This window comes from Gallibacterium genomosp. 1, from assembly GCF_001678575.1.
Taxonomy (GTDB): domain Bacteria; phylum Pseudomonadota; class Gammaproteobacteria; order Enterobacterales; family Pasteurellaceae; genus Gallibacterium.
In genome coordinates this window covers 1-11,662 of sequence record NZ_JTJP01000009.1, presented here as the reverse complement: position 1 = coordinate 11,662, position 11,662 = coordinate 1, and the positions used below count along the sequence as shown (strand labels likewise).

Genomic DNA, 11,662 nt, shown 5'->3' with positions numbered 1-11,662 from the left:
ATGCACTACTTTTTCATTTTAAGGATTGGCAGATCGTAATTTGCCAATCCTTTTTTGTTATCTTTTTTGATAGCGGGAAAGTGCAAAGCCTTCCGTGTCGATTTCAGGTTTCTCACCACTGATCAAATTGGCAAGATATTTTGCGGAACCGCAGCCCATTGTCCAACCGAAAGTACCGTGACCGGAATTTAGCCATAAATTTGGAAAACGAGTTGCACCGACAATTGGCGTGCCGTCCGGCGTAGTCGGTCTTAATCCTGTCCAGAAAGTGGCTTGGTTTAAATCGGCAGCTTCAGGGTATAAATGATTAAAGACTTGATTGAGTGTCTCACGATATTTCTGTTTCAGACTGAGATCAAAGCCGTTCAGCATTGCCATACCGCCCATACGGATGCGATTGTCAAAACGGGTCACGGCAACTTTAAAACTGTCATCCAATACGGTAGAGCGTGGTGCTTTCTCGGTATTTTTAATAGGTATCGTCAATGAAAATCCCTTTAATGGATAGATAGGAGCATCAATGCCGATCGGTTTTAATAATTCTGGGCAGTAAGAACCCAGTGATACAACATAGGCATCTGCGGTTTTCAATTCGTTATTTATCCATACTCCTTTGATTTGATCATTCTGATATTCAAAACCATTCACTTGTTGATTAAACCGGAAGTTGACGCCGAGATGTGTAGCAATGTCAGTGAGATTTTTGCAAAAGAGATAACAATCGCCGGTTTCGTCATTAGGCAACCTGACTGCACCGACGAATTCGTGAATATTGTCACTTAATCCCGGTTCATAGGTCAAAATGCCCTGTTTATCGAGGATTTGATATGGAATACCCATTTTTTCTAGCATTTTGGTATCTTTAGCAGTGGCATCAAACTGTTTTTGTGAGCGGAATAGTTGAATCGTTCCCAGTTGGCGCTGTTCATATTGAATATTGGTTTCCTGTCGTAATTGTTGGAAACAATGGCGACTATATTCAGACATTCTTGTCATCCGTTCTTTATTGATGAGATAACTTTGTAAGTTACAATTCTACAACAAATTCCACATCCAGCGATATTGCTGCGGATCTAAAGTAGGCTTAATCGCGAGCGGAGAATGTTTTTGCAACATCCATTTTATGGCTTTTAATGGAATTCCCGGTGCTGCCCAAGGGGAAGAGTAACCCGGCGTGATTTGCCCGGCATTGGCGAAACTGGTTTCCATTGCAGCTTTATCCTGACGGTCGATAACTGTGACTTGAAACCCTCGTTTTGCTGAATAATAGGCGGTTGTGGTGCCGATAATACCGCTACCCAATACATAAATATGCATAGTTTGTTCCTTTTGCCGCTGATCTGAAACAGCAGTGTATCGAATATATAAAAAATAGACAATTTTTTTAAAAAGATGTTAAAAGTAGGGTGGTTCGGCATTGATTAAAAAATAGGATTGTTTGCAAAAATCATAATTCTCTACTAATTCTTCTTCGTTATTCTTGATAAAAATTGATAAGATACGGCTTTGATGATTAACACAATTAAAGAAGCATAAGATGAAACACTATAATAAATTAAGGATTGAATGGGACTGTCGTCGGGGAATGTTGGAACTGGATAAAATGATAATGCCGTTTTATAAAAAAGAGTTTGATCATTTATCTGATGAGCAGAAAGACACTTTTTTGGAATTGCTTACTTTTACTGACCCGCAGTTATTCCGATGGTTAATGAATCAAGAAAAAGCACCTACCGATAAATTGCAACAGATGGTGAACTTGATAAAAGTGAAACTGACCGCATCTTGAGAAGCTCTAAAAACTTTTTGTTTAAATTTTTGAACTTTTATTAAATTTTGAACTCTAACAGTTCAATGCATTGCTTGCTGTGTAACTTACAGACCGTTTTGGGAAGCTGTTAGATAAAGATAAAAATGGAGATTTCACTTAGATGAGTGAACAACTAACAGATCAAATTTTGGTGGAAAGAGCGCAGCAAGGCGATAAAAAAGCATTTAATTTGTTGGTTGCACGTTATCAAAATAAAGTCGCTGGATTATTGACTCGTTACGTATCAGCTAATGATATTCCGGATGTTGCTCAAGAAACGTTTATTAAAGCGTATCGTTCTTTGGATACATTCCGCGGTGAGAGTGCTTTTTATACATGGCTTTACCGTATTGCCGTGAATACAGCAAAAAATTACTTGATGACACAAGGGCGTCGTCCACCAACGGAAGATGTTTTGGCGGAAGATGCGGAAAGTTTTGATGCTGGAGCGAAGTTACGTAATATTGATACGCCGGAGCATTTGATTCTATCTGATGAATTGAAAGAGATCGTGTTTAAAACTATCAATGAATTACCAGATGAATTAAAAACCGCGATCACGTTACGAGAACTTGAAGGAATGAGTTACGAAGAGATCGCAGATGTGATGGATTGCCCAGTCGGTACAGTGCGTTCTCGAATTTTTAGAGCAAGAGAATTTATTGAAAATCAATTAGCACCGTTGGTGAAACATTAATTGAATGGAAAGGCGGAAATTATGCAAAATAAAGAACAACTTTCAGCTTATATGGATGGTGAAGACGTAGAACGTGGCTTTGTCGAAAGTCTTTGTCAAGATAAAGTGTTACAGCAGACGTGGTCAACTTTACATATTGCACGTTCAGTGATGCGCAATGAAAGTGAAGTCATACTTGATACTTCTTTTACAGAAAGAATGGCAGTATTAATTGAACAAGAGACAACCGTTCAGTTGCAAGAACAGCCGAAACCAGAAACTGCGGCAATGCCGAAAGTTTCTTTCTGGGCTAAAGCGAAAAAATATGTCGTTCCTGTTGTGCAAACCGCAGTGGCTGCAAGTGTTTGTTTAATCGCTGTGTTTAGCATCCAGAATTTGAATAAAGGTTCTGAAACAGAAACTACCGTTTCTCCAGCGTTACAAACTTTGCCGTTTACACAATCGGTTCAAGAAGTTAGCTATAATGTTTCGCATAAAAATGTGCCGAGCAAAGAACAGTTGGAACAGCAAAATAAACGTTTAAATGAAATTTTGCAGAATTACCAATTACAACGTCGTTTATATTCTGACTTAAAATCTGAATAAAAATTTCCGAAATTTCCCGACATCACCACCATTTTGGTGGTGATGTTGTTTTATAATAGGCATCTTGATTTACGCCATAGGCACAGGTTTATTATATGTTTAAGAAGTTATTCCTCACCTCAGTGTTCTGGATTGCTAACAGCTTCGCTACTGCATATGCCTCCTCACCGATTGATCAAATTATTGCTGATCTGAACCACATGAAAACCGCATTTCAGCAGCAAAATTACACAATGTTGTTTACTTATGGTGAGGATAATCTTCATTTTTCATTGAACTATCGACACGCATATGCCGACCATAAACATTATGCACAGCTGCTTTATTTAGATGGACCTAGAACAGAAATTTGGCAGCGTGATAATACAATCAGTTATTTTTCTGCTAATTATGCGCCGTTTAGTATTCGCAGTGATAAAATTATTGATTCATTACCAAATATTGTTTATAGCGATTTCAAGCAGTTAGCACAGTATTACGATTTCGTACCGTTAGGTAAGGACAGAATCGCTAATCGTATAGCCAATGTGATTAAACTAATGCCGAAAGATGAATTTCGCTATGCTTATACGATCTGGATTGATGAGCAAAACAGCCTGCCATTGCGAGGAGAAATTGTTGATCGTAGCGGCAATGCGTTATCGCAGTTTAAAGTGATTGATCTTTCTATGTTGGAAGATACAACAAGTTTAACTGAATCGGCGGATAAAATGATTCAGCCACCGGCAATTACCATATATAGCCCGAATACCACCGACTATAACTGGAAACCGTCGTGGTTGCCGAAAGGTTTTAAATTGGTGAAATTTCATTCTGATGGGTTATCGCCATCTATCCAAACACAGCTTTATAGTGACGGTTTATTCTCTTTCTCGCTCTATCTATTGGAACAGAAAGATATGCCGATTAATGAATCGTGGCGACAAGGTGTAGAAACGCTTTATACCGAAGTGGTCAATGGTAAAACCGTGGTGTTGGTCGGCGAAATTCCATTAACAACGGCACGTCGAATTGTGCAGGACATTGAGTTTAAACAGGATAACAAATGATTACAGAAAAAGCGGTGGTAATTGCTTATCAATCAGGTGAAGTGACAGTTGAGTGTCAAGCAAATCAAGCGTGCGGCGGTTGTGCATCCAAAGCAAGTTGCGGTACAGCGGCACTGAGTGAATTAACCGGAAAATCAAGCCGTTATCTTTTTACTTTCCCTTGCTCCAGACCGATGAGGATCGGGGAAACGGTGGAAATCGGGCTGCCGGAACAATCCTTACTGAAATTAGCGTTTATTGCTTATACCATCCCATTATTTGTGTTAATTTTCAGTGTGTTATTGGGAAATTACCTGTTTGTTGAAGAGTGGCAGAATATCGTTTTTACATCAGCGATGACCGTACTGGCATTTGTGATCGTAAAATTATTGAACCACCATTTGCAGCGACAGAAAAAATACCAACCGATTTTAATTGAACGGATTATTTAAATCTTGAAAAGAAAATGAAAGCTAACTAGAAAGCGGAAAATTAGATTCCGCTTTTGTCATACCAAATCTTATTTACATAGAAAATGATTTTTCCGGATGGGGTATCGACTTTCACTTCATCATCAATGCTTTTGCCGATTAAGGCACGTGCTACGGGAGAGTCTATAGAGATCCAGTTTTTCGCCGGATCGAATTCATCACAACCAACAATGCGGTACTGTTTTAAATCACCGCTTTCAGTTTCCAATTCTACCCACGCACCGAAAAAGATTTTTCCCTCTTGGCAAGGATGATAATCAACAATTTGTAGCACTTCCAAACGTTTAGTGAGAAAACGGACACGACGATCAATTTCTCTTAAACGTCGTTTTCCATAAATGTATTCTGCATTTTCACTGCGATCGCCCAATGCCGCCGCATCAGAAACCGCCTGTGTTACTTGTGGACGCTCCACTTTCCATAAATATTTCAACTCTTGATCCAGCGTATTCCAGCCGGCACGGGTAATATAGTTTGATTTTGCCATAAGTTATTGTTGATATTTGAATTTTAATAAATCACGACGCTCTTTTTTGTTTGGACGGCGTTCCGGATTCGGCATTGATAAGGCATTCGCTTTTCTTGCCCACGCTAACTGCTCTCGTCTTTTAATGCTCTCTTCCGTTTCCTGATAAAGTTGTTGTGCCAGCGGTGCAGCCTTGCGTAGATTGGAGAGTGCTAACACTTGCACCTCTTTTTCATCATTGCCTTGACGTAATTTGATCATTGCGCCTATTTCTACCTCTTTGCTTGGTTTGGTGCGTTGCCCGTTGTAATGCACTTTGCCACCGTCAATCATTTCACGTGCTAAAGTGCGAGTTTTATAAAAACGTGCTGCCCACAGCCATTTGTCAAGGCGATAATTTTCCTGTTCCTGTTGATGTTTATCTTTTGCCATAATCAATAAAAATTAGTTGTCTAAGCGTTCGAATAATTCGGTTAAGTATGGTATCGTTACTATCGTTTTTTGTAAAACAAAGCACAGTAATTATGACAACAAAAAAGTGCGGAGGTGAATTTTTTTATGAAAAAACCGGAAATTTTGGCAATTAATACAGCAGCTAAATCGCGACTTTTTGAAATTCAAGCAGTGGATTTACGTTTTTCTAATGGTGAGTTGCGGACTTATGAGCGTTTTAAGCCCTCGACACGCAGTGCAGTGATGATTTTAGCAATTGATGCCCAACAAAATCTATTATTGACTTATGAATATGCAGTCGGGACTGAGCAGTATGAACTTGGTTTTCCGAAAGGGTTGATGGAACTCGGTGAAACGCCACAACAGAGTGCGAATCGTGAATTGCAGGAAGAGATTGGTTTTAAGGCGGAACGTTTAACGTTATTACGCACCTTAATCTCATCTCCCGGTTATATGAATAACCCAATGCATATTTTATTGGCAGAGACATTATCTCCAAGCAAATTAGAGGGGGATGAACCTGAGCCATTGCAACTGGTACGTTATCCTTTAGCAAATATTGATCAATTGATTGAAGATCCGAATTTTAATGAGGCAAGAAATTTAGCAGCATTGTTCTTGCTGAAAAAATATCTGACACAACGTTAATGAGGTTGAAATGAAAACATTAACCACTTTGTTGGAACAGGCATTAACTATTGCCTATCAGGCAGGCGAACAGCTAACAGCGTTTTATCATCAGAATGTCCATATCAAAATTAAAGCCGATCAAACGCCGGTAACGGAGGCGGATATTGCGGTAAGTCGGTTTTTAGTCAAGGCGTTAAGTGAATTAGATCCGACCATTCCGGTGTTATCAGAAGAAAATTGCGTCATTCCGTTAGCGGAACGCCAACAATGGCAGCGTTATTGGTTGATTGACCCGTTAGACGGCACGCAACAGTTTATCGATCGTACCGATCAATTTTCCGTATTAATTGCGTTGGTAGAAAATCATCAGCCGGTTATCGGCATTATTCACGCACCGGTGTTGGCACAGACCTTTTATGCGGCAAAAGGCGAAGGCGCATTTTTCGTGGAAAACGGGCAAAAAACACGCTTATTGCATCAAAAGCCGTTTGATCAACAGCAGCCGATTAAGATTGCAGTCGGCAGAAGTGCAAATCAACAAAAAATGTTAGCGGCATTAAATCCGGCGTTTCAATATCAATTTATCACTTACGGTTCCAGCGGTTTGAAAAGCACGTTGGTAGCACGCCAACAGTGTGATTGCTATCTTCGCTTTGGCGACACCGGCGAATGGGATACCGCCGCCGCACAGGTGATTTTGCAAGAGAGCGGTGGCGATATTTTCACCACACAGCATCAGCCGTTGAGTTATAACTGGCGGGAAACCTTTGTCAATCCGCATTTTATCGCGGTGGGAAACCGTCATTGGGATTGGCATAAGATCCTGTTGTAATCGGAGTTATCGCTACTTTAGGTAAAACCGATTAGCGTTGTTTCAATTCTCGGCGGTAGAATGGTACCATTTAGCGGAGGGCGACCTCTTTCACAGCAGAAAATAAGTTGTAGGAATAAAAAGTATGCAAAAACCAGATAATAATACCATTGTTATTTTTGGAGCTTCCGGTGATTTAACTCACCGTAAACTGATTCCAGCGTTATACCAACTCTTTGAAAATGAAAAGCTATCTGAAGATTTTGCCATTTTAGGCGTAAGTCGCACAGAATTCAGTGATCAGGCGTTTCGTGATAAATTGCGCCAAAGCCTGATTGATAATGAAAAAGTGAATGAAGGTATTTTAGAAGTCTTTTTACAACATATCTATTACCAAGCAATTGATACTAAAAATGTCAATGATTATGCCAAAATTAAAAACCGTTTAGACGATATTAATGCACGTCATCACTGTCAAGATAATGTGCTTTATTATCTTTCTACACCACCAAGCTTATATGGTGTGATTCCTGAATGTTTAGCGGCACACGGTTTGAATGATGAAGCGAAAGGTTGGAAACGTTTAATTGTTGAAAAACCGTTCGGTTATGATTTGAACTCATCTATCGAATTGGATGACAAAATTCACCGCTCTTTTGCAGAACACCAAATTTATCGTATCGACCACTATTTAGGTAAAGAAACGGTACAAAACCTATTAGTGTTGCGTTTCTCGAACGGATTATTTGAACCGCTTTGGAACCGAAATTATATTGATTATGTGGAAATCACAGGTGCGGAAGCATTGGGTGTGGAAGAGCGTGGCGGCTATTATGACGGTTCGGGAGCAATGCGAGATATGTTTCAAAACCATTTATTACAGGTGTTGTCATTGGTGGCGATGGAAAGTCCGGCGGTCATTAATGCAAAGTCAATGCGTGATGAAGTGGTAAAAGTGTTGCAGAGTTTACATCCATTAACTGCGGAAACTATCGAAGAGAATTTAGTGCTTGGTCAGTATACTCGTTCAAAAGTAAGAGGTATGGAATTACCGGGATATCGTGAAGAGAAAGGCGTTGATCCACAATCTCGTACTGAAACTTATATAGCATTGCGTTTGAATATTGATAACTGGCGTTGGAGTGGCGTGCCGTTCTATGTACGTAGCGGTAAAAGAATGCCGACTCGTGTTACAGAGATCGTGATCCATTTCAAGAAAACACCACATCCGGTGTTTAATATGAATGCACCGGAAAATAAATTAATTATTCGTATTCAACCGGATGAAGGCATTGTGATGAGCTTTGGTTTAAAACAACCAGGTTCAGGTTTCAAAGCGAAAGAAGTCGCGATGGATTTCCATTATGATTCAATTGCAGAAGGGCATTTATTCTCTGCCTATGAACGTTTATTATTGGATGCCTTAAATGGTGATGCAACGCTATTTACTCGTAGTGATGCGGTACAGGCAGCGTGGAAATTCGTTCAACCTATTTTAGATTATAAAGCTGGTAATCCTAAAATTCACGGTTATGCTTGTGGCACTTGGGGGCCTGAAGCGGCAAATAAATTAATGAGTCGTAGCAATCGTGAATGGCGTTTCCCGTGTAAAAACTTAACTGATACTAACTATTGTGAGTTATAAAAATGAATTATAAGATTTTTCCGACTGCCCAAGCGGTAGTCGAGCAGATTGCTCGGGAATTTAAACGTTACAGCCAATTAGGTAAAGCTGTGCATATCTCGCTTTCTGGTGGTAGTACCCCTAAATTGTTGTTTCAGACATTAGCAAAAGCACCTTATAGCCAAGAGATTCAATGGCAAAATCTACATTTCTGGTGGGGGGATGATCGAATGGTTGAACCGAGCGATGTCGAAAGTAATTATGGTGAAGTGCAACGTTTATTATTCGATCATATTGTCATTCCGGCTGAAAATATTCATCGTATTTATGGGGAATTAGCACCGCAACAGGCGTTGGAAAAGTTCAAGCAGGATTTGCAACAGATCGAAGATAAACAAAATGGAATGCCGGTATTTGACTGGATTATTTTAGGAATGGGAGCGGATGGACACACTGCGTCGCTGTTTCCAAATGCGACCGATTTTTCAGATTCGCATTGGGCTGTAATTGCACAACATCCAGAAAGTGGGCAGTATCGTGTTTCCAAAACGGCAGCATTAATTGAAAACGCTAAACGTGTAACCTATTTGGTTACCGGTGCTGGTAAAGCATCTATTTTAAAAGAGATCGAAACCAGCCCAGCGGAAGCACTACCTTATCCGGCAGCTAAAATTAAAGCGAAGTACGGCATAACGGAATGGTATTTAGATCAGGATGCGGCACAATTATTGTCTAAAAAATAGGAAAAATATGGAACGGCTTGATCTCTCGGCATTAGAGAATGCATTTACCTCTTTAGCATTAACCATTGCAAAATTGGCGGATAAACAGTGGTTTACACAGCAGGATGCGATTGTTCAGGATACCTTAATTGCCGGTGTGATTCAGAAATTTGAATTTGTCTATGAACTCAGTATCAAAATGATGAAGCGCCAGTTGAAACAGCTTGCTGCTGTGCCGGAAGAGATTGACAGTAGTGATTTCCGAGATATTTTGCGTTTAAGTGCCAGAGCAGGTTTGATTGATGCGGTTGAAGATTGGTTGTTATATCGCAAAATGCGCAATGTAACCTCTCATACTTATGATCAGGACAAAGCGCAGCAGATTTATCAACAAATTTCCGACTTTTTACAATCAGCACAATTTTTACTTAATCAACTGAAGCAACATAATGTGTAAGCTTGACATCCAACCACAACATTTTGAGATCGTAAAACAGATTTTACGTACTTACTTGCCGGATTACGAAGTGCGAGCATTCGGTTCGAGAGTAAAGCAAACCGCAACCACATTTTCTGATTTGGATTTGGCGGTAATGAGTGAGAAAGCGCTTTCATTAAGGCAATTATGTGAAGTGGAACAGGCATTTAGCGACAGCGATTTGCCTTGGAAAGTGGATGTAGTGGACTGGGCGACAACTACGCCGGCGTTTCAAGCGATTATTATGCAGAAGTCGATCGTGATTCAGCAAAAGCCGGCATAATTTAGTGATTTAACTATTTAGGTGATCTGTTTCACCTCATTTAACAGGAGAAAAATATGAGCCAAAAAGGTGATATCGGCGTTATCGGTTTAGCGGTAATGGGGCAAAATTTAATTTTGAATATGAATGACCACGGTTTTAAAGTAGTGGCGTATAACCGTACTACTTCAAAAGTGGATGAATTTTTACAAGGAGCAGCGAAAGGCACGAATATTATCGGTGCTTATTCATTGCAGGATTTAGTAGATAAACTTGAAAAACCACGTAAAGTGATGTTAATGGTGCGTGCTGGTGAAGTGGTGGATAAATTTATCGATAGTCTAGTGCCATATTTGGAACAAGGCGACATTATTATTGATGGCGGTAATTCAAATTATCCTGACACCAACCGTCGTGTTGCAGCATTAAGAGAAAAAGGTATCCGTTTTGTCGGTGCAGGCGTTTCAGGTGGTGAAGAAGGTGCAAGACGAGGTCCATCTATTATGCCGGGTGGAAATGAAGAAGCGTGGCCATATGTAAAACCGATTCTACAAGCGATTGCTGCTAAAACACCGGCTGGCGAGCCTTGCTGTGATTGGGTTGGAAAAGATGGTGCCGGTCATTTTGTAAAAATGGTACACAATGGTATTGAATATGGTGATATGCAATTAATCTGTGAAGCATATCAATTTTTAAAAGAGGGCTTAGGATTAAGTTATGATGAAATGCAAGCCATCTTTACAGAATGGAAAAAAACAGAATTAAACAGCTATTTGATCGATATCACTGCTGATATTCTTGGTTACAAGGACACTGATGGTCAGCCGCTAGTCGAAAAAATTCTTGATACTGCTGGACAGAAAGGAACAGGTAAATGGACAGGTATTAATGCATTAGATCTTGGCATTCCATTAACTTTAATTAGCGAAGCGGTTTTTGCACGTTGTGTTTCTTCTTTCAAAGAACAGCGTTTAGCGGCAGCCAAACTTTTCAATAACAAAATTGAAGCGGTTAGCGGTGATAAAAAAGCGTGGATTGAGGCAGTACGTCAAGCATTATTGGCATCAAAAATCATCTCTTATGCACAAGGCTTTATGTTAATTCGTGAAGCTTCTGAAACTTATCATTGGGATCTTAACTATGGTAACACCGCATTATTATGGCGTGAAGGTTGTATTATCCGCAGTGCATTCTTAGGCAATATTCGCGATGCTTACGAAAATAATCCTGATCTTGTATTCTTAGGCTCAGATCCATATTTCAACAATATTTTGAAAGATTGTTTGTCTTCTTGGCGTAAAGTGGTGGCAAAAGCGATTGAAATCGGGTTACCAATGCCTTGTATGGCATCTGCTCTTACTTTCTTAGACGGTTATACCACAGCTCGTCTTCCAGCAAACTTGCTACAAGCACAACGTGACTATTTTGGCGCACATACTTACGAACGTACTGATAAACCTCGTGGAGAATTTTTCCACACTAACTGGACTGGTCACGGTGGTAATACTGCATCAACTACATATGATGTTTAATTAGTAGCTTGATTAGATTTTTAGCTAAACCCTGCCTATATGATCTGCATCTCTAAAGTTGGACTTATTATCC

Annotated in this window: 14 protein-coding genes and 1 pseudogene; 12 read left to right on the top strand and 3 right to left on the bottom strand. The window is 39.9% G+C overall.

What is annotated here, in order from left to right; genetic code table 11:
* Nucleotides 1-57 precede the first annotated feature (57 nt).
* A pseudogene (locus QV04_RS02570) lies at nt 58-1,317 on the bottom strand (D-amino acid dehydrogenase).
* A 220-nt stretch (nt 1,318-1,537) separates the two neighbouring features.
* Between QV04_RS02570 and QV04_RS02565 the strand changes: the two are divergent.
* The 5 genes from QV04_RS02565 (at nt 1,538) to QV04_RS02545 (ending at nt 4,572) form a co-directional block, all read left to right on the top strand.
* Entirely contained in the window at nt 1,538-1,789 is a 252-nt protein-coding gene (locus QV04_RS02565; protein ID WP_039172144.1) for a succinate dehydrogenase assembly factor 2, read from the top strand.
* A 142-nt stretch (nt 1,790-1,931) separates the two neighbouring features.
* A complete protein-coding gene (rpoE, locus tag QV04_RS02560) occupies nt 1,932-2,507 on the top strand; it encodes an RNA polymerase sigma factor RpoE (protein WP_039172141.1) in 576 nt (191 codons plus the stop codon).
* Between the two features lie 21 nt (nt 2,508-2,528).
* Nucleotides 2,529-3,092: a sigma-E factor negative regulatory protein gene (locus QV04_RS02555; protein WP_039172138.1), complete on the top strand. Its 564-nt coding sequence runs from the start codon at nt 2,529-2,531 to the stop codon at nt 3,090-3,092.
* Nucleotides 3,093-3,187: 95 nt separating this feature from the next.
* Entirely contained in the window at nt 3,188-4,141 is a 954-nt protein-coding gene (locus QV04_RS02550; RefSeq protein WP_013746446.1) for a MucB/RseB C-terminal domain-containing protein, read from the top strand.
* Complete coding sequence (locus QV04_RS02545; RefSeq protein WP_039172130.1) at nt 4,138-4,572, top strand: SoxR reducing system RseC family protein; 435 nt, start codon at nt 4,138-4,140, stop codon at nt 4,570-4,572. The genes QV04_RS02550 and QV04_RS02545 overlap by 4 nt, the downstream gene beginning before the upstream one ends.
* Before the next feature lie 40 nt (nt 4,573-4,612).
* On the opposite strand, the gene greB is transcribed toward QV04_RS02545, so the two are convergent.
* Both greB and hslR read right to left on the bottom strand, forming a co-directional pair.
* Complete coding sequence (gene greB / locus QV04_RS02540) at nt 4,613-5,098, bottom strand: transcription elongation factor GreB (protein ID WP_065231097.1); 486 nt, start codon at nt 5,096-5,098, stop codon at nt 4,613-4,615.
* Between the two features lie 3 nt (nt 5,099-5,101).
* Nucleotides 5,102-5,509, bottom strand: coding sequence for a ribosome-associated heat shock protein Hsp15 (gene hslR, locus QV04_RS02535; RefSeq protein WP_065231098.1), 408 nt, complete (start codon nt 5,507-5,509; stop codon nt 5,102-5,104).
* Between the two features lie 126 nt (nt 5,510-5,635).
* Between hslR and nudE the strand changes: the two genes are divergently transcribed.
* The 7 genes from nudE (at nt 5,636) to gnd (ending at nt 11,589) form a co-directional block, all read left to right on the top strand.
* Entirely contained in the window at nt 5,636-6,178 is a 543-nt protein-coding gene (gene nudE, locus QV04_RS02530; protein ID WP_065231099.1) for an ADP compounds hydrolase NudE, read from the top strand.
* A 10-nt stretch (nt 6,179-6,188) separates the two neighbouring features.
* Nucleotides 6,189-6,992 carry a 3'(2'),5'-bisphosphate nucleotidase CysQ gene (gene cysQ / locus QV04_RS02525; protein WP_065231100.1) on the top strand — a complete coding sequence of 268 codons (804 nt, stop codon included), beginning with the start codon at nt 6,189-6,191 and terminating at the stop codon, nt 6,990-6,992.
* Between the two features lie 124 nt (nt 6,993-7,116).
* Nucleotides 7,117-8,616 (top strand): glucose-6-phosphate dehydrogenase, encoded by a 1,500-nt coding sequence (zwf, locus tag QV04_RS02520; protein WP_039136953.1) that lies wholly within the window; start codon nt 7,117-7,119, stop codon nt 8,614-8,616.
* A gap of 2 nt (nt 8,617-8,618) precedes the next feature.
* Nucleotides 8,619-9,338: a 6-phosphogluconolactonase gene (gene pgl / locus QV04_RS02515; protein ID WP_065233138.1), complete on the top strand. Its 720-nt coding sequence runs from the start codon at nt 8,619-8,621 to the stop codon at nt 9,336-9,338.
* A 7-nt stretch (nt 9,339-9,345) separates the two neighbouring features.
* Nucleotides 9,346-9,774, top strand: coding sequence for a nucleotidyltransferase substrate binding protein (locus QV04_RS02510; RefSeq protein ID WP_065231102.1), 429 nt, complete (start codon nt 9,346-9,348; stop codon nt 9,772-9,774).
* The gene (locus tag QV04_RS02505) at nt 9,767-10,078 is read left to right on the top strand and encodes a nucleotidyltransferase family protein (RefSeq protein ID WP_039136947.1); all 312 of its coding nucleotides are present in this window, start codon (nt 9,767-9,769) and stop codon (nt 10,076-10,078) included. Before QV04_RS02510 ends, QV04_RS02505 begins: the two co-directional genes overlap by 8 nt.
* 56 nt (nt 10,079-10,134) lie before the next feature.
* Nucleotides 10,135-11,589: a decarboxylating NADP(+)-dependent phosphogluconate dehydrogenase gene (gene gnd / locus QV04_RS02500; RefSeq protein ID WP_065231103.1), complete on the top strand. Its 1,455-nt coding sequence runs from the start codon at nt 10,135-10,137 to the stop codon at nt 11,587-11,589.
* The last annotated feature ends 73 nt before the right edge of the window (nt 11,590-11,662 follow it).